The following is a 19695-nucleotide window of genomic DNA, read 5'->3' as shown; positions in this document are numbered from 1 at the left end:
GTAAAAATACCGCCCAGAGGGCGGCGTTACCTATTTGCTCGCGCTCTCGATAATAAATAGGCAGCAATAGCAACTGCTGCTACTAGGAACAAGAAAGTACAAACCACTAACGCCGCTCCATAGCCAAAATCTAGGTAGCGCATTACTGTACTATAAATATAGATAGAAATAGTCTCGGTTGCTCCTGCTGGCCCTCCTCCCGTCATCACTTGAATCAAGTCAAAAATACCGAAAGATTGGGCAAACCTAAACAACAATGCTATCACGATTTGCGGCATCAGTAGCGGTAAAGTAATCTGGCGGAAACTCTGCCACCGAGTCGCACCATCAATTGCATGAGCTTCATATAAATCTGGGGAAATAGACTGTAAACCTGCTAGCAAAAGCAAAGCGATAAAGGGAGTAGTTTTCCAAACATCTGCTAACACAACTGCTATCATTGCCAGAGTTGGATCTCCCAGCCAATTAATCCCTGTTTTAATTACTCCTAAACGGATTAAAATGTCATTGATTATGCCATATTGGTCATTGAAAATCCACGCCCAAGCTACTCCCATTAAAGCAGTTGGTAAAGCCCAAGGTAACAGAGACATTGTTCGTACTATACCTCGACCTTTAAAGGGTTGATTTAGGACAAGAGCAATACCCATTCCTAAAATTAATTCTAGCAAAACGGAGGAAGTTGTAAATACTGCTGTATTCCATAAACTCTGCCAAAAGCGGCCGTCACTAACCATTCTTGTATAATTATCAAAACCAGAAAAAACCAGTTTCAATTCAGTGCCGAGGTTTTGGGCAAATAAACTTAACCAAAAAGCCCGTAAAATAGGGTAAGCAAATACTATCATCAGCAAAATTAATGCTGGCGTTACTAATATCCAACCCGTCTTTTGTTCCCGTCGCCGTATCGTGTCTATTGTCATCTATTTAAGGATTGATAATTGTTCACTGAGGTATGTAGTTGGGCTTTAGCCCTCAAAGAGCACTGAAGCGCAACTACGTACCTATTGTTCCCGTCGCTGTATCGTGTCTATTGTCATCTATTTAAGGATTGATAATTGTTCAATGAGGTATGTAGTTGGGCTTTAGCCCTCAAAGAGCGCTGAAGCGCAACTACGTACCTATTGTTCCCGTCGCTGTATCGTGTCTATTGTCATCTATTTAAGGATTGATAATTGTTCACTGAGATATGTAGTTGGGCTTTAGCCCTCAAAGAGCACTGAAGCGCAACTACGTACCTATTGAGTAGCCATTAGCCATTAACCATTAGCTTGAGAAGGTTTAAACCTTCCAAGCAAATTCCGGGTTTCACTTGCTGCTGCTTTCATTGCTTTTTCTGAAGTCATCCTTCCAGTAAAAGCCGCACTCAGATAACGCTGTAAAATATCCGAAGCTTGAGCATATTGAGCCAAAGGAGGACGCAAAGCTGCCTGTTCCACTACTTTTAGTAATTGTGGGTAATGGGGATACAGAGCAACAACTTGTCTGTCAGTAAAAAGCGATTTATAACTAGGAACAAACCCGGTTTGTAAAATAAACTTTCTCTGCGTTTCCTCACTGGTTAGGTATTGAATTGCTCGCCAAGCTTCCTCTGGATGCCGAGAAGTTTTGGCAATTCCCCAACCCCATCCTCCTAAGCAGGAACCGCCTTTTTTACCAGCCGCGTGTAGCATTGGCTTAATCGCAATTTTACCTTTAATCTTCGAGCCTTCGACATTTGCAAGTTTCCAGACATAGGGCCAATTCCTTAAAAAAATTGTTTTACCAGATTGAAACAAAAGGCGGGTTTCTTCTTCCCCGTAAGTCGTAACTCCCGGAGGTGAAATGCCGCTAGTAATTGTGCTTTTAAGAAATTCAACTGCCTTGATTGCTTCTGGTTTATCTAGTCCAATTTCAAAGGTTTGAGGGTTTGCCCAGAAGCCGCCAAAACCTTCTAATACTTCTACAAACATGGCCGATACTCCTTCATATTGTTTGCCTTGCCAGAGATAACCCCAAGTGGCTTTTCCCTGTTTTTGCAAGTTTTGAGAGATATTTACCATTTGTTCAAAAGTTTCGGGCGGTTCGACTCCAGCTTGCTCTAAAATATCTTTGCGGTAGTAAAGCATTCCCGCATCAGAAGCGTGGGGAATACGATAGAGTTTACCTTTGTAGCGCCCGCCTTCGACGTTACCTGGGATAAATTTTGATAGTTGTTCTGAGGAAATTTTATTACTAAGATCCATTATCCAACCTGCTGCTGCAAACTTGGGAACCCAGACAATATCCATATTGATAATATCGTAGGGAGAGTCTCCTAACAGGAAGGCAGAGGTGTAAAGATTTTCTATGAGGTTACTATCAAATGGCCCTTCTACTAAGTTAATCCGAATGTCTGGATTTTTCTGTTCAAATTCTTCGACAAAAGGCCTCCAATTAAGGAGGTCTTGACCTTGCATGAGCATGGTCAGAACTATTGGTTGCTGGGTAAGTGCAGGTTGAATAAAGAAAAATAAGATGCCTAAGATGATGCTAGTAAATAATGCCAGCAAGTAAAGTCCTGTCCTTCGCCACACAAGGGATAAATGTACAAAGAAAATTTTTCTTATTTTGAGTTTTGGCGTTATGCTTCTGAGAAATTGAGCTAAAGGTTTACTATTTACCATTTTCGATTGGGGAATTAAGACTGAGAAGTAATGCCTATTTTGACAATAGGTCTTCTGTCTTGAGGAATAGACTTTACGATCGCAGAATTTTCTAAGCTTTCCATTGCGATCGCTTTATTTATCTCTTAGCTCGATTTTCGATTTTTGGGTGAAGATAATTAGTATTTGCAATAAAAGTTTAATAAAGGTTTAATTTACTTAATAAATTCAAATGTAAAAAAGCAAGATTACATTTAAACATCTATCTATCGGATTAGATATAGCAGTTAGAACAAATTTTTGTAGGGTGGGCGCTGCGATCGCAGTCGCCAAATCGGTGAGAATAAATTCCTGTAGGGTCGGCACTGCTAAGCTGCTAAGGAGCTAAACTAACTCCTTAGCAGCAGTCGGATCGACATTTCCCCATACATGGCTTTGCTGTATGAGTCCATAGTATGTAACGATTTGATATGGCTACTACCTTGATTTATCTGAATTTCCACCATGCCGACCACGATCGCTTCCACTTCAGTTGTGCCATTTCTAGGTTCTGAAATCGTACCAGACTACGACAAAGCCCACGTCGTGATTTTACCCATCCCTTACGAAGCCACAACTACCTATCGACGGGGCTGCGAAAATGGGCCGGCTGCACTTCTGGAAGCCTCCCACCAACTTGAGTGCTATGATGAGGAGCTAGACAGAGAAATCTGCTATGATGTAGGTATATATACTAACTCCCCGATCGCAGATACCCGCAACGGGCAACGAGTATCACCATTAGAAATGCTGCAAGTAACTCAAAAAACCATACAGCAGCTAATCTCCGAAAACAAATTTGTTATTGCTTTGGGAGGCGAACACAGCATCACTTCGGGTGTAGTGGAAGCCTATCGCCTATCATATCCTGATGAACCTTTCACTGTAATTCAAATTGACGCTCATGGCGATCTCCGCCACGAGTACGAAGGCTCTATTTACAATCATGCCTGCGTTATGCGGCGCATAGTTGATATGGGTTTGCCGACACTGCAAATTGGCATTCGCGCCATTTGTAAGGAGGAAGCAGATTTGATTAAGGAGAAACATTTAAACGTAATTCGGGCAAGGGAAATAGCCACAGATCCAGATTGGATGGAACGCGCATTTTCTAGCATCAAAACTCGGCGGGTGTTCCTAACAATTGATCTAGATGGCATCGATCCCACTTTAATACCAGGAGTAGGCACGCCAGAACCGGGAGGACTAAACTGGTATTCTCTCACCGGATTTTTGCGCCGCCTCTGTGAATCTTATGAAGTCATCGGCTGCGATATTATGGAATTAGCACCAGTTGTAGATTCCGTAGTATCAGAATTTACTGCTGCCAAATTGACTTATAAACTAATCGGATATCAAGCTTTGGCTAAAGGCTGGTAAGGAAGGGGGAAGAAGAAAAAGCAGGGTGAAATTATATTCTTCTTCTTCATATTCTAAAATGAGTTTGTCTTTGCGGCTTTCGGCTCTGTTGGTAACTGATTAATATTGAATACAGGAAAAGAGGAAAGAGGGAAAATGAGTTTATTAGTGGAAACAACAGGTACTCCTATTGACGGCTATGCTCCTGATTTTGAATTGCCGGGAGTTGATGATGAAGTTCACCATTTAGCTCGATATCTGGAAAAGTTTCGAGTGATCGGTGTAATATTTATGTGCAATCACTGTCCTTACGTGCATTTGTATTTAAATCGCCTTAAACAAATCCAGATAGATTTTCAAGATCGAGCAGTTACTTTAATTGGGATTAATGCTAATGATGCAGTTCAATATCCCGACGACAGTTTCGAGAATATGAAAACATTTGCGGCCACCAATGAATTGAATTTTCCCTACATCCGAGACGTTACTCAGGATGTTGGTCAAAGCTTCGGAGCTCAGACAACGCCGCAGGTTTTTTTGTTAGACCAAGATGGGAAACTGCGTTACAAGGGTTTGATTGACGACAATGCCAACGATCCAGCAGGGGTGCAGGTACAATATTTACGAGATGCGATCGCCCAACTGCTGAATGGTGAACCTGTAACGCCTGCCTCTACCGAAGCGATCGGCTGCTCCGTTAAATGGCGTAATGGTTAGTAGTTAGTGGTTAGTAGTTAGTAGTTAGTAGTTAGTGGTTAGTAGTAAGACTCACGCAGTATCAGCTAAAAATAAAGGGTTGCGATTACTTCGCTTGGCTCGTAATGACGGAAATACGTTGTTCTTGCGTAAGTCCTGAGTATTTGGTTGCTTCCCCTTCTCCCCTTCTCCCCTTCTCCCCTTCTCCCCTGCTCCCCTGCTCCCCCTCCCCCCTGCTCCGTTGATGTTCAAAGTGTCACTCTACTGCTATCTTATGGTGGAGGGAATTTGAGTTAACAAAAAAGTCACGGCATGGGGATACTATATCGGCGGGTTTTGCTGAAAGTGAGTGGTGAAGCCTTAATGGGGACTCTAGGCTACGGCATAGACCCTATAGTTGTTCAGGATATCGCTCAGGAAGTAGCCGAAGTCGTGTCTCACGGCATTCAGGTAGCGATCGTTGTCGGCGGCGGGAATATTTTTCGCGGCGTGAAGGCGGCGGCAGCAGGTATGGATCGGGCAACAGCAGATTATGTGGGCATGATTGCAACGGTGATGAATGCCATCACTTTACAAGATGCCCTCGAACAAGCGGGAGTGCCAACTAGAGTACAAACTGCGATCGCCATGCAGGAAGTAGCTGAACCTTATATCCGACGGCGGGCCATCCGTCACCTAGAAAAAAAACGCGCAGTAATTTTCGGCGCAGGTTCTGGCAATCCTTTTTTTACCACCGACACCACAGCAGCTTTACGGGCGGCTGAGATTGATGCGGAGGTAATTTTTAAAGCCACTAAAGTTGATGGTATCTACGATTCAGATCCCCATCTCAACCCAGGCGCACGCCGCTACAAAACTCTTACCTACGGTCATGTTTTGACTCATGACTTGCGGGTGATGGATAGTACGGCGATCGCGCTTTGTAAAGAAAATAACATTCCTATTATTGTATTTGACCTCTCGGTACGCGGAAATATCTACCGCGCCGTGATGGGAGAATCTATTGGAACTCTTGTGGGAGGTTCTTGTGAAGTTAGCTGAAGCTGAAGATCATATGCAGAAGGCAGTTGAGTCAACTCAACGGTCTTTTAACACTATTAGGACGGGACGCGCCAACGCCTCCCTCCTCGATCGCGTGATGGTAGATTATTATGGATCTCCAACTCCGATCAAATCTCTTGCTAGCATCAGTACACCCGATGCTAGTACGATCAATATTCAAGCCTTCGATCGCAAAACTATTAACTTGATCGAGAAAGCGATTTCTCTGTCTGATGTGGGACTTACTCCTAGCAACGACGGCGCTACGATCCGCTTGAATATTCCGCAACTAACGAGCGATCGCCGCCTTGAGTTGGTAAGACTTGCCGCTAAGTTTTCTGAAGAAGGCAAAGTTTCCATCCGCAATATCCGCCGCGATGCTGTAGAGGCGATTCGCAAGCAGGAAAAAAGCAGCGAACTCTCTAAAGATGAAGCGCGGGACTTGCAAGACAAAATGCAAAAATTGACTGACAAGTACATTGCCAAAATTGATGAAGTGCTTGCAGCCAAAGAAAAAGATATCAAGACGGTTTAGTTGTTAACGGTTAACTGTTAACGGTTAACTGTTAACTGTTAACGGTTAACAACTAACAACTAACCACTAACAACTAACAACTAACAAAATGTTTGATTGCATTATTGTAGGTGCCGGCCCAGCAGGAAGTACAGCAGCCTATCACTTGGCCAAGCGCGGACGTTCTGTTTTGGTGCTGGAAAAAGAATCTTGGCCGCGATTTAAACCTTGTGGTGGTGGAATTTCTCCTGCGATCGCTCAGTGGTTTGACTGTGATTTTACCCCCGCTATTTCGCTAAAAGTCAATAAAATTCGCTACACCTGGAAGAATGAAGATCCAGTTGAAGTTGATATAGATACGTCAATGTGGATGGTAAGACGCGATGAATTTGATGACTTTTTAATTAAGCAAGCTCAGAATCTTGGCGCTGAATTTCGACCTTCTACGGAAGTTAAAGGCATTGAGTTTAAAAACTCTGCTTGGGAAGTTAAAACTAATGGCGAACCTGTAACTGGGCGTTATTTAATTGCTGCCGATGGAGTTAGCGGGCCGATGGCTAAATGGCTGGGATTTAAAGAACCTAAACGCCATTTGAGTGCAATTTTAGAAACAGCATCGACGACAACAGGAGATACTCTAAAATTTGATTTTGGGACAATTAAGAAAGGTTATATTTGGAACTTTCCGAAGGCCGGCGGTTATTCAATTAGCATAGCGGCACTGAAGGGGGATGCTCCTAAAAATCTGAAAAATATTTTAGCTGATTACGCAACTCAGTGTGGCGTAGATGTTAAAAATAGTCAGGTTTATGAATATCCCTTGTGTTTGTGGGATGGCGATCGCAAGCTTCACTCTCAAAATGCACTGCTAGTAGGAGAAACCGCAGTTGTGGCAGATCCCCTCTCTGGTGAAGGGATTCGCCCTTCAATTTTTAGCGGAGTGAAAGCTGCGATCGCCATTGACCAAGCTTTAAGCGGCGCTGGTGATGCCTTGGAAAAATATACTCAAGTTATTAGCGAAGAATGGGGAAGTGATATGGTTTGGGCTAACCGTTTAGCTGGTGCATTCTATCAGTTTACTGGAGTTGCCTATAAAGCCGGTGTCAAGCTCCCAGTGGCTACCCAAGTTATGAGTAAAATTCTGTGCGGAGAATTGCGCTATGCCGATATCGCTAACCGCGCGATCAAACGCCTGATGCCATTCTAGACCCCCAAATTAAAACCAAGTAAATCCACTTAATTAAATATAAGATCGGGATGGCTAAAAAGCTTGCTGTATAAGCCTTCTTCCCGATCTCCTAGATAACTAAATCCTTCTTCCTTCTTCCTTCTTCCTTCTTCCTTCTTCCTTCTTCCTTCTACTTAAAAATTTAGGGCGGACACGGGGACACCGCCCCTACAAATCTAAAATCCCCATGTTCGACGCTGATGACAATTTACTTTTATAAGGTAGAAGAACCCTATGGCTGCTTTTCTAACTTTTCACCCCACAGTATTTACTTAAAAGGTCAAGATTGGTTGACAGTGGAACACTACTATCAAGCACAAAAATTTGTTGGTAGTGTAGATGAACAATTAATTTATCTGATTCAAGCCTCAGAAACGCCACAGGAAGCAGCCAAGTTAGGGCGCGATCCCAGGCGACAGCTTCGCCCCGATTGGGAAGAAGTGAAAACTGAAATCATGCGAGAGGCGGTTTTAACGAAATTTATTACCCATGCAGATATCCAAGCTATCCTTCTGTCTACAGGCGATCGCCTAATTGTTGAGGATTCGCCTACAGATTACTACTGGGGCTGTGGTTGTGACAATACTGGTCAAAATCATTTGGGCAAAATTCTGATGAGTGTTCGCTTTGAAATCTCACAACGCCATGCAAATGGTACACTACCCTAACCCTAAATTTATAGAAGAAGGCAGAAGGCAGAAGGAAAATATAACAAAATCAATAGTTTGAGCAATTAAGAACTTCCTGACTCTGTTAAAGGTTACGATAATTAGCATTTTATAAATTTGTGTAAATAATTGTTGCTTTTTTATAAAAATTAATTTTTTTTTGATAAAAGTTCTAGAACTATCAAAATTTATAAGATGATAGAAATGAAGGGTTAGCTTGAGAAAATGCCTTTCTTAGTGCAGGGATCAAACATAAGCTAGCAGCTCATTAACAAACAGTGTTAAATTATCAACTACCACCGCTAATCCTAACACCGGATATAGTAGAGCGCTTAAAAGAGGCTAGTTGACCTGCCTAGGGCAGGAAATTTTAGTGACAAGAGTTAAAGACCTACCTGTAGATGCGTCGCCAGCGCAAGCGTTGCCATCATTACAGTTATAACCGGAATCTCCAGGCGAGAAGAAAGATGAATCTGGTAGAAAATACACAAGAATTAAAGCAGAGACTAGACAGAGAAGTTTTACTGCGCCGGATCACGAAACGCATTCGCCAATCTCTGGAGTTACCAGAGATATTAACCTGTGCAGTAGAGGAAGTGCGCGGTTTTTTGGCAATAGATAGAGCAATGATTTATCGGTTTAATACCGATGGTAGTGGCGAAGTAGTTGCCGAGTCTATTAATAACAATCGCCTCCCATCTCTGAGAGGTCTAAATTTTCCAGCCGATGATATTCCCCAAGAAGCCCGCGAGATGTATGTCAATCTACGGCAGCGTACAATAGTTGATGTTAATTCCGGGTTAATGGGTTTGAGTCCTCTGGATTCTGGGGACACAGGAAAACCCCTAACAAGGGAAGAGATTAGGTATCGGTCAGTAGATACTTGCCACGCCACTTATCTGAGGGCAATGGGAGTACAATCTTCTGTAGTAGTACCGATTTTGTGTGAGATAACTGAGCGAGAAATAATAGACAATTTAGGAATTTCCCCCTCGCGCACCCAAAATTCAAAATCTCAATCTGAACTTTGGGGACTATTAGTTTCTCACCATTCCGAATCTAATCGCATTTCAGAAACAGATTTACAGCTAATTCAGTTAGTTGTAGACCAAATTTCCATCGCTATCTCTCACTCCAATCTCCTCGCCCAAACCCGCGAACAAGCATTTCGGGAAGCTAAAGTTAACCAAGTCGCAACCCTCTTGCATGGTCAACCTACAATTCGATTGAAAGCTGCTTTAGAAGCCACCGTTAGGGATCTTGAAGGTGCTGGTGGGAGAATCTATATTAAGGGTAAAAGCCAAAAAATCAAGGACAAAAATATATCGCTAAAAGGTACAAATTCTGAAGTTATAAATTTTCCAGAGGATGACCTTCTTGCTTCCTTTGAGCTATTTACCTGTGGCGAACAGCCAAATATGCCAGAATGGGAAAAAGAAATCCCCATTGAACAGCATCCTTTGTGGCAACAGTGGGCTGAAGCTGGTTTCAAACAGGCAAACGAGATTTCACAATTAACAATTACTAATTCCCAGTTTCCAATTATCAATTTCCAATTCCCAATTCTGATCGTTGGCGATTTATATAAAGAGCCTTTGTTTAGAGTCTTGGTTCCAGCTTTTCAATCTACTCAAATTCGGGGTTTGCTGGTGGTTCCGCTTCAATATCGCCAACAATTACTAGGTTATTTGACTATTTTTCGTAATGAAATTGAAACTGAAAGATTATGGGCAGGCCGCTTTGAGAGCAATATCAAACAAAGACTTCCTAGACAGTCTTTTGAATTATGGCGAGAACTAAAAAAAGGTCAATCCCGTGAGTGGAATAGCCGTGAGATTGAGCAAGCAAAAGCTATAGGCAATCACTTTTCGATGGCAATTCAGCAGTACACTCTTTACAAAGAGGTGCAAAATCTTAATATTAATTTGGAGCGCCAAGTTCAAGAACGGACTTCACAGTTACAGCAGTCTTTGGAGTTGGCAAAGGTACTGAGACGAGTTACAGACCAACTTCGCAGCACCTTAGATTTAAAAACCATTCTGCAAACTATTGTCCGAGAAGTGCGAACTTTACTGAATACCGATCGCGTTGTAATTTATCAGTTTATTGGAGGTCGAGAAGGCGAGGTTGTAGTAGAAAGTATTGCCTCTATTGCAGATGTAAAACGCGGTGGGCGGGGCTCAATTTTAGGTGTCAAAGCCCCGGAAAACTGCTTTCCAGAGGAATCAGCTTGTCTTTATCGACAAGGACGGGTGCAGGCAATTAATGATATTTATCAGGATGATTTAGCGCCTTGTCACCGGGAGTTTTTGCAGAGTCTTGAGGTGAGAGCGAGTTTAATTGTACCAATTGGAACGGATGTTTTACTATGGGGATTACTGATTGCTCACGAGTGTTCTGGGCCGAGAATTTGGCAGAGTTCAGAAAGCGATTTGCTGCAACAGTTAGCTCATCAAGCTGCGATCGCAATTCACCAAGCAGAACTTTATGAATCCAGCCAAGCTGCGACAATTGCAGAACAAGCTAAGGCTCAACAGTTAGGAAAAACTCTCGGCGAACTACGTCAAACTCAAGCTCAACTAATTCAAACGGAGAAAATGTCTGGACTAGGACAATTAGTTGCAGGTGTCGCCCACGAAATTAATAACCCTGTCAATTTTATTTATGGCAACATTTCTCACGTTACCGAATACACCAAAGACTTGCTCGGTTTGTTAGAACTATACGAGCAGCATTACCCTGAACCCAAGGACGAAATTAACGAATATACCGAAGCTATTGATTTAGACTTTCTGGCAAAAGATTTACCAAAAATTCTAGATTCAATGAAAATGGGAGCCGAACGAATCCGCCAGCTAGTTCTATCTTTACGCAATTTCTCACGCTTGGATCAAGCAGATAAAAAACCAGTTGACATCCATGAAGGTCTAGAAAGTACACTGGTAATTTTGCAGCACCGCCTTAAAGCCAAACCAGACCGCCCTGCTATTGAGCTTTTCAAAGAATATGGAAATCTGCCGCTAGTTGAGTGTTATGCTGGCCTGTTAAATCAGGTATTTATGAATATCATTAGCAATGCTATTGATGCCCTAGAAATGGATACTAGAGATCGGGGCGTGAGGCAGAAGAAAGTAGAAAATCTGGAAAGTGCAACTCAAAGCTTAATATTTTTCACCCCTAATGAAACACCAGCTTTCATTCGGATTCGGACTGAATTGATAGATCCTGAAACTGCGGCGATATCCATTATCGATAATGGTCAAGGAATTCCGCAAGATTTAGTTTCTCAGATATTTAATCCCTTTTTCACTACTAAGCCTGTCGGTCAAGGGACAGGATTAGGTCTATCAATTAGCTACCAAATTGTAGTAGAAAAACACAAGGGTGTACTTAAGTGTATTTCTCAACTAGGTCAAGGTACTGAGTTCAGGATTGAGATTCCAGTACATTAACAGTTAACGGTTAACCGTTAACCGTTAACCGTTAACCGTTAACCGTTAACCGTTAACCGTTTTAAAATAAGACTTTCAGCAAGACAGAACCTAACGCTCCTATTGCATTCATCCATCCTCCGCCACCAGTTTGAGGTTCCGTTGGCTTTTGGCGAGCTACAATTGCTTGCACTAACTGTTTTGAAACTTCCTGACCTCTGGCATTTCCTTGAGAGGCAAAAAGTTGACTAGCTCGCTGAGCATCCTCCGTAGCGCCTGGGAAGTCTCCTAAGTCAGCGCGAGACATACTTCGTGCAAAATAAACTACTGCCAAATCAGGTTTAAGGCTGAGTGCTTGATTGTAATAGTCTATGGCATTTCTGTAGTTTCCGGCTTTAGCTTCTGCGACCCCTAATCTGTAGAAGTCCTCTGCTTCTCCAATGTTGGTTGGTAATCCTCTAACTCCCAGCAATACTGCATTACTTAGGTTAATGCTGGCCAAATTGGCATTGCCAAGATAGGCATTTCTTAAATCAGCACCACTGAGGTTTGCACCTGTGAGATTTGCGCCGCTCAAGTTGACACCATAGAGGCTAGTACCGCTGAGGTTTGCACCTGTAAGATCGGCACCACTGAGGTTGGCGCGGCTGAGATTGGCACCGCTCAAGTTAGCACCTCTGAGATCGGCTCCAGTCAGGTTGGCTAAAACTAGACCTGCACCGCTGAGTTCGCACTGGGCGCACTGTCGGGTTGCTAGTAGCTGTTGTGTATGTTCAATATTCTCGGCGGATGCAGCAATGGCTGGGAAAATCGCGGTCAGCAGCGTTGCAGTTGCGAGGATTCTGAGTTTCATTTTTTAGCCTCTAAAATCCAAAATATAAAATCTAAAATACTCTTAGTATCGCTTATTTGCAATAAATTTAAAACTAAAATTACTAAGGAGTAATGGTTGTTTAAAAACTCATTACTCCTTACCTTACCACCAGTTGTTCGCAAGCTGCCAAAATAGAAGCGAAATTAGTCGTGAATTGTGCCGTCGGGCATGGTTGCGCCCTTAAGATATACTCCACTGAGGTTGACTCCAGTTAGGTTTGCCCCTAGTAGGTTGGCACCAGTCAAGTCTGCGGCACTTAAAATGGCTTCAGTTAGGTCTGCTCTAATTAGGCTAGCTCCCATTAAGTCGGCTCCACTTAGGTCTACTTTAGTTAAGTTAGCTCCGATTAGGTCGGCTTCGGTAAGAATTGCTCGACGCAGATTTACCCCGTAGAGGTTTACTCCGTGCAAGTCTGTCTGGCATAGAATCGCTCTAGAAATATTGGCCCCGATGAGATTTGCCTGTGTGAGGAAGGCTTTACTCAAGTCTGCTTTACTTAGATTAGTGCCGATTAGGTCAGCTCGACACAGGTTAGCTTCAACCAAAACCGCGTCTGTTAGGTCAGCTCCCCCCAAATCTGTACCGCTGAGATTGGTCTTACTAAGATTGGCTTTGCTGAGGTTGGCTCTGTTGAGTTTGGCTTTGCTCAGATTGGCTCCGGTAATATCTGATTCACATAAGTTAGCTCCAATTAGCTCTGCTTCGTAAAGGTACACCTCTGGTAGGTATACCCCACTGAAATTTCTTTCTCCTGTTGCGTATAGCCTCAGCAGTTCGTCAACGTTCATTATGGCTTCTCTATATCTTACTTGAATGCAAAATACTGTGACTTAGGTGGCTTGACCGGATGAAAAGTAAAGATTATGATAGAGTCCGCTTCGGATTTTACTTAAGTATGTTGTGACTAATATCACTTATGAGAGTAAGTATTATCACATAATTTAAGAGTTGGCGATCGCACCTCGAAGGATATATACAGCATATTCCAGGTGAATGAAGTACAGTAGCAGAACTCTTAGTCAACTAACTACTTAGATCGATGAAATTGTGTGTACCACATATATATGGAATATGCTGTATAACCGATACTGATAGTGTTGAGTTCCCCAAATGATGATGATAGCTCAAATCAGCTTTCCCCAACTCAGTATCGAGCAAATAGTGTTACAAATATTTTCTACTCGTAAAATTACTCGTACCGACCAGCGACGATTGATGTCAATGCTATTGGCGAAAGATTTTCTGAGTTCTGAAGAACAAAACTCTATCAATAGGATGTTTGAAAGTCTGCGTCAGGGTTCTATTAAAGTTGTAGATTAAATCTCAGACTGATTGCTAATAGAATTAAGGTAAAAATCGATCCAAAGCCGCTTTAAGTTCTTCAATCTCAGTTTCAATATTACCCTCCTTAGCGGCTCTACCAATACACTCAGTTAAATGCTCGTCCAGAATAATCCGCGCCACTCGATCTAAGGCCCCTCGAACAGCAGCAATCTGTATTAGCACTTCAGGACAGGGACGACTTTCCTGTACCATTGTCTTAACACCCCGAATGTGTCCCTCAATCCGAGAAAGCCTATTCACTATCCGACGGAGAGATTCTTCATTGTGAACGTGAGGATGAGCAGAATGACTGTGATGATGATGGTGTTTTTCTGCTTCCGAGTGTTGGTCTGTGTCTCGATTAGATAAAACCATGCTAGTTTGTCAATAAGTGAAATTTAAGCTATGGGATTTTTAAAGTTTTCACAGCCGCCGCTTTGCGCCCAAATTATTACCCGTCTGTTGGTAGTGGCATTTTCCGTCGCGATCGCCACGATTAGCTTCAGCTTACCACCAGAACTAGCGATCGCTGCAACTCTCCCCGATCTACCTAGCTCTAGCCAGCAAATATTACCTGCAACGCAAGTTGCACTCCAAAGTTCCCCACAGCCAGAAACTCATGGGAGTTTCGTCGCCGCAGCCGTAAAGCGAGTAGGGCCAGCCGTAGTCAGGATTGACACCGAGCGTACAGTCACTCGTTCCCTCGACCGATTTTACGACGATCCCTTATTCGGGCGCTTTTTTGGAGACGACTTACGCTCCCAAATTCCCCGCTCAGAGCGCTTACGCGGTCAAGGTTCCGGCTTCATCATCGATCGAAGTGGAATCGTACTGACAAACGCCCACGTAGTCGATCGCGCAGATAAAGTAACAGTCACCTTAAACGACGGTACCACCTATACAGGGAAGGTACTAGGCACTGACGAAATCACAGACTTAGCCGCCGTTAAAATCACCACCCCCAGCAGCAACTTACCCATTGCTAGCTTAGGAGACTCCGACGCTGTACAAGTAGGAGACTGGGCGATCGCCGTAGGCAACCCCCTCGGATTTGACAACACCGTAACCCTCGGCATCATCAGCACCCTCAAACGCTCATCCGCAGCCGTCGGTATCCCCGACAAACGGCTCGACTTCATTCAAACCGACGCAGCCATCAACCCCGGCAACTCCGGTGGCCCCCTCCTCAATGAGTCTGGAGAAGTAATCGGCATCAACACAGCCATTCGCCCTGATGCGATGGGAATCGGCTTTGCTATCCCCATTAATAAAGCAAAAACAATTATTGTCCAGTTAGCCAAAGGAGAAGAAGTCAGCCACCCCTTTCTAGGCATCCAAATGGTCACGCTGACCCCAGAAATCGCCAGAGAAAATAACACTGACCCTAACGCTCCCTTTAGAGTGTTAGAAATCAATGGCGTACTTGTCATGCGAGTTATGCCAGATACCCCCGCTCTGAAAGCGGGAATTCGCAGTGGCGATGTCATAGTCGGAATTGATAACGAATCTGTGACTAGCGCCGCTCAGATACAAAACATCGTAGAAAATAGCAAAGTTGGTCAAACTCTCAAACTAAAAGTGCGCCGCCTTGACCTAACAAAAGAAATTTACGTCACAACGGCACAACTTAAATAGTTAATAGTTAATGGTTAACGGTTAACTGTTAACTGTTAACCGTTAACCGTTAACCATTTAATCTTCATCCTCATCAAAATCATAGCCAATCATGTCATCATCCTCCATGATTGAAGAGATCGCATCCTCAGCACCCTCTTCTAATTCATCATCAATAACGATCGCCTCCTCCTCAAAATCATCATCATCCTCATCAATGTCAACATCAATATCAACATCAACATCATCCTCCGCAGCAGTTTTAACATCGAAACTGCGGTCAGAAGTATAAGCGCGACGAGCAATGCGATCGTCTAGAACCACATCCTCAACCCCCTCAGACACCTCATCAAATACCCCAGCATCGTAAGCCAGATCGGCATTCAGAGAATCCTCATAAGCATTAAATCCAGTCCCCGCCGGAATCAACCGCCCAATAATCACATTCTCCTTCAGGCCCCGCAGCCAGTCAGATTTACCCTCAATCGCCGCCTCAGTCAGCACCCGCGTAGTCTCCTGGAAGGAAGCAGCAGAGATAAACGAATCAGTATTCAGCGAAGCCTTAGTAATCCCCAGCAACACGGGAGTATAATCCGCCGGCGCACCGCCAGTAATACTCATCGCCTCATTCACCTGTTCCACCTGCCGTAACTCCACCAACTCCCCTGGCAACATAGTAGTATCGCCGCCATCATCAATCCGCACCTTATTCGTCATCTGGCGCACAATCACCTCAATGTGCTTATCAGAAATATCAATCCCCTGAGATTGATAAACCTCCTGCACCCCATTCACCAAAAACGCCTGCACCTGCTGGAAACTCAACAAAGCAGCATCCCAAGTAGAAGCTCCGCGCTCCTTGAGAGCCGAGAAGAAAATATCCACAATCTCATGGGGATTCGCAGGGCCATCAGTCAAAGGATCGGCAGCCTCCACCCGTTGCCCCTCAGACACCACCACATTCTGACCAGGTAACATCGGATAATCTTCAATCCGACCATCATCCTCAATTACCTTCATACCTGCCCCGTCTTCATCCATATCGACCTGAGCAACACCAGCCCGCTTAGCCAAAATACAGGCTTCCTTCGGCTTCCGGGCTTCCAGTAACTCTTCAATCCGAGGCAAACCCTGGATGATATCCCCCGTCTTCGCCCGTTCAAAGACCAGAATCACTAAGTTATCGCCCCGTTGTACTAAATCCCCGTCTTGGACGTGGAGTACAGCACCATTGGAAACCCGATAAGGTCTAGCAATTCGCATAGTTAAACGGTGCTTGGGCACAGACACGGCCGATGCTGCATCTTCGTTCCCACTCGCTATTGCCTCAACAGAAATCACCTGTCCAGATTCTTCGATAAACACCGACGGTGCAATTTCCGCACCAGCTACTACCAGAGAACCCGGTTGTATTGCCAGAGTCCCAGAAACCTCAATCGACATCAAATCGGCATCGCGGACGATTAAAATCCGACGTACAGGCTCGTTACTCCGTCCGCGAATACCGCGAATTTCCCCAGTTTCTTTACAGAGAATCTCCGTCCGCGCTACAACGGCCCCCGGTGCGATCACATCACCATCTTTGACGAGTAGCCCCGTATTGGTGCTGCCTTGAGTAGGATCAGCGATCGCATCTCGCCGAATTGCCAGAGATTCCAGAATCACCAGTTGCAAACGCATTGACCCCGGTTCTTCTTCATCGGGCAACAGTTCAATATCCGCTGCTAAGTAGGGGGCATCGTTACCAATTTCCAGCACTAACTGCGTCCGCAATAACTCCAGCCCATCTACGGATTTTACCCGTTCCCCATCTTTATAAGGCAGGCGTTGTACGGCGCGGAGGGCAATAGATTCGCTGATCGCAGTTTGAGAAGGTACGCTAGGACGATCGGGAACGGGAAACTCTACTACTGGCCGCAATAATAATGCGGGCCCTTCAGTAGTTTCCACATACTCGGCATACCTCAGTTCTTGGGCAATTAAGCCCGGAATGACTTCAGTGCCGGGATTGACAATCTTCCCTTCGGCCAGAGTTCCAACGGGGCCATCAATTAAGTGCAGTTCCCCTGGTTTAATCACAATTTCACGGAGGATGTCATTTTTCTGCATCACCTCGACTACGCCGTTAGTTTGGCAGAAAATATCTTTGACTACTTCTGCTCCAGCTTCAACGTATTGACCGTCTTCTACTAACAGCAGGGAAATATCTTTATTTACCTCGTGGCACTCTTCGGGAACCCAGAGTAAAGTGCCGCCTTTGACTACTTCATAGCCCAGCTTTGCCTTACCGCGCTTGTGTACTTCCACACCGGCATATTTGATAATTCCACCAGTGGCGGTACGGTAAGTATCGTCCATTAACTCAGCGACAACTTCCCCATTTTGTACCTTAGAGCCGGGAGTAGCTAAGAGCGAAAACCGCTGTACTTTAGAACCTGCGGCATTTTCTTCATCGCCGATGGTTTCAATCGTATAGTGGTCGCGGCCTCCGGCACTTTCTACCCGTACTTTTGCCCGGTCTAGAAGTACCGAAGCGGTGATAATTTCGATTTCCCGTTGGTCAGCTATCCGCACCAAGCCGCCATGTTCTGAAACTAGCTTAGTTTGAGCGAGTACGCCGCCAGATTTAATGCGATCGCCATTTTTGACCGCTGGTTCGGCAGATGGCGGTAAGTTATAGGCCGAACCCGATAAAATCCAAATCAAACCACCCCTAGAGGCAATGCGGGTGGTGTTTCCTTGGCGGTCGGTTTTTTCTTCTGGGACTACGCCATCGAATTTGACTTCGCCAGCTAAATCCGTCGCTACGTCTTTAGTCACTTTTTCCGTAGTTTTTCGGGCCGCCCGACCGCCTAGAGGTACTTCCGCTAAGAAGTCTCCTGGTTTTACCGTTGCCCCATCTTTGACCATTAGGGTCGAACCTTGGACGACGGCGATCGCCACTTTAGTAGCTTTAGTCGCTTTTTTACCTTGACCGCTGCCCGCTTCCCCAGTCAGCACTAACAAGCCATTATTTTCTGCCACAAATGCGTCTTCCCCGTGTCGGGTACGGAAAGGACGGACGCGCAAATCCTGAAAGCTGACAGTCCCAGCAAATTCGGCTCTTTCTTGTTTGGCGACTTCCCCAGTAAATACACCGCCTGTGTGGAACGTCCGCATGGTTAACTGGGTTCCCGGTTCTCCAATCGACTGCGCGGCAATAATCCCGATCGCTTCTCCCAAATCCACCATCCCAGCGTGGGCTAACGACCAACCATAACAATGCTGACAAACTGACCGCGTTGATTCGCAAGTCAGGGGCGATCGCACCATCACCTCAGATAATCCACTTTTATCTATAGCTACCGCTAACTCTTCATCACAGGCTTGGTTGCGAACTGCCGATAATTCTCCAGCTTTGACAGGTTTTCCTGTTTTTGGGTCGATCGCATCGGCGGCCAGTACCCGTCCAAATAGCCTGTCTCTGAGGGGAATCAATATTTTCTGACCGTCAGACATGGGACGGACTCGCAGCGATCGCGTTGTCCCGCAGTCAAATTCTCTGACAATCACATCTTGGGAAACATCCACCAGTCGGCGCGTTAAATAACCCGAATCCGCCGTCCGCAATGCCGTATCCACCAATCCTTTCCGTGCGCCGTAGGAGGAAATAATATACTCCGTGACAGTTAAACCTTCCCGGAAATTAGTCTTAATCGGCAAGTCGATGATTTCCCCTTGCGGGTCTGCCATCAAACCCCGCATTCCTACTAATTGCCGCACCTGGGAGATGTTGCCCCGCGCCCCAGAGAAAGCCATCATATAAACAGAATTCAGGGGATCGGAAGCCCGGAAATTCTTGACAACTTCATCCTTGAGGTCTTCAGAAGTGCTATTCCAAGTATCAATTACTTTCTGGAACCGCTCTACTTCCGTAATTTCTCCCCTTGTATAGCGAGTTTCCGCTGTGCGAATTTCTTCTTCGGCTGCTTCAATTAGCGATCGCTTCGACGGTGGTACCACCAAGTCATCCACACTAATAGAAACCCCCGCTCTAGTCGCGTACCGGAAACCCAAATCCTTGAGTCGGTCTGCCAGAGTTGCCGTCCGCGCTGTTCCGCAGTGAGTGAATGACCAAGAAATCAATTTCTTGAGCTGACCCTTATCCACAACACGGTTGCGAAAAATCACTTTGTTGTCTGCCATTATCTTTCCTGTTATTAATTGCTAATTGCTAATTGCTAATTGCTAATTGCTAATTGCTAATTGCTAATTGCTAATTGCTAATTGCTAATTGCTAATTTG

The 19695-nt window shown here is 44.7% G+C and carries 15 protein-coding genes; 9 read left to right on the top strand and 6 right to left on the bottom strand.

Translation table 11 applies throughout. The features are described from left to right. Positions 1–26 precede the first annotated feature (26 nt). Both PY364_RS20025 and PY364_RS20020 read right to left on the bottom strand, forming a co-directional pair. On the bottom strand, positions 27–923 hold the full coding sequence (locus PY364_RS20025; RefSeq protein WP_275525169.1) for a sugar ABC transporter permease: 897 nt from the start codon (positions 921–923) through the stop codon (positions 27–29). 336 nt (positions 924–1259) lie between these two features. Beyond that, a complete protein-coding gene (locus PY364_RS20020) occupies positions 1260–2645 on the bottom strand; it encodes an ABC transporter substrate-binding protein (protein WP_275525168.1) in 1386 nt (461 codons plus the stop codon). Between the two features lie 483 nt (positions 2646–3128). Between PY364_RS20020 and speB the strand changes: the two genes are divergently transcribed. The 7 genes from speB (at position 3129) to PY364_RS19985 (ending at position 11621) form a co-directional block, all read left to right on the top strand. Beyond that, entirely contained in the window at positions 3129–4043 is a 915-nt protein-coding gene (speB, locus tag PY364_RS20015; RefSeq protein WP_275525167.1) for an agmatinase, read from the top strand. A 135-nt stretch (positions 4044–4178) separates the two neighbouring features. After that, complete coding sequence (locus tag PY364_RS20010) at positions 4179–4739, top strand: thioredoxin family protein (protein ID WP_275525166.1); 561 nt, start codon at positions 4179–4181, stop codon at positions 4737–4739. Positions 4740–5030: 291 nt separating this feature from the next. Continuing rightward, positions 5031–5759, top strand: coding sequence for a UMP kinase (pyrH, locus tag PY364_RS20005; protein ID WP_275525165.1), 729 nt, complete (start codon positions 5031–5033; stop codon positions 5757–5759). Continuing rightward, positions 5746–6294 (top strand): ribosome recycling factor, encoded by a 549-nt coding sequence (gene frr, locus PY364_RS20000; protein ID WP_275525164.1) that lies wholly within the window; start codon positions 5746–5748, stop codon positions 6292–6294. Before pyrH ends, frr begins: the two co-directional genes overlap by 14 nt. Before the next feature lie 88 nt (positions 6295–6382). After that, the gene (locus PY364_RS19995; RefSeq protein ID WP_275525163.1) at positions 6383–7480 is read left to right on the top strand and encodes a geranylgeranyl reductase family protein; all 1098 of its coding nucleotides are present in this window, start codon (positions 6383–6385) and stop codon (positions 7478–7480) included. A 221-nt stretch (positions 7481–7701) separates the two neighbouring features. Continuing rightward, positions 7702–8169 (top strand): NADAR family protein, encoded by a 468-nt coding sequence (locus PY364_RS19990; protein ID WP_275525162.1) that lies wholly within the window; start codon positions 7702–7704, stop codon positions 8167–8169. 467 nt (positions 8170–8636) lie between these two features. Then, positions 8637–11621, top strand: a complete 2985-nt coding sequence (locus PY364_RS19985) for a GAF domain-containing protein (RefSeq protein WP_275525161.1) — start codon at positions 8637–8639, stop codon at positions 11619–11621. Between the two features lie 61 nt (positions 11622–11682). Here the strand turns inward: PY364_RS19985 and PY364_RS19980 are convergent, their stop codons facing one another. Further along, positions 11683–12453 carry a pentapeptide repeat-containing protein gene (locus PY364_RS19980; protein ID WP_275525160.1) on the bottom strand — a complete coding sequence of 257 codons (771 nt, stop codon included), beginning with the start codon at positions 12451–12453 and terminating at the stop codon, positions 11683–11685. 164 nt (positions 12454–12617) lie between these two features. Further along, a complete protein-coding gene (locus PY364_RS19975) occupies positions 12618–13262 on the bottom strand; it encodes a pentapeptide repeat-containing protein (protein ID WP_275525158.1) in 645 nt (214 codons plus the stop codon). A 322-nt stretch (positions 13263–13584) separates the two neighbouring features. Between PY364_RS19975 and PY364_RS19970 the strand changes: the two genes are divergently transcribed. After that, positions 13585–13794, top strand: a complete 210-nt coding sequence (locus tag PY364_RS19970; RefSeq protein ID WP_275525157.1) for a hypothetical protein — start codon at positions 13585–13587, stop codon at positions 13792–13794. Positions 13795–13818: 24 nt separating this feature from the next. Here PY364_RS19970 and PY364_RS19965 read toward each other — a convergent pair whose 3' ends face one another. Next, positions 13819–14172: a metal-sensing transcriptional repressor gene (locus PY364_RS19965; protein WP_275525156.1), complete on the bottom strand. Its 354-nt coding sequence runs from the start codon at positions 14170–14172 to the stop codon at positions 13819–13821. 30 nt (positions 14173–14202) lie between these two features. Here PY364_RS19965 and PY364_RS19960 point away from each other — a divergent pair, with 30 nt between their 5' ends. After that, the gene (locus PY364_RS19960; protein ID WP_275525154.1) at positions 14203–15432 is read left to right on the top strand and encodes an HhoA/HhoB/HtrA family serine endopeptidase; all 1230 of its coding nucleotides are present in this window, start codon (positions 14203–14205) and stop codon (positions 15430–15432) included. A 57-nt stretch (positions 15433–15489) separates the two neighbouring features. On the opposite strand, the gene PY364_RS19955 is transcribed toward PY364_RS19960, so the two are convergent. Next, positions 15490–19596 (bottom strand): DNA-directed RNA polymerase subunit beta', encoded by a 4107-nt coding sequence (locus PY364_RS19955; RefSeq protein WP_275525152.1) that lies wholly within the window; start codon positions 19594–19596, stop codon positions 15490–15492. Between the last annotated feature and the right edge of the window lie 99 nt (positions 19597–19695).

It is taken from the genome of Kamptonema sp. UHCC 0994 (assembly GCF_029167235.1).
Classification (GTDB): domain Bacteria; phylum Cyanobacteriota; class Cyanobacteriia; order Cyanobacteriales; family Microcoleaceae; genus Kamptonema.
The sequence above is the reverse complement of the archived record's forward strand: the minus strand, read 5'-3'. Positions and strand labels throughout refer to the sequence as shown.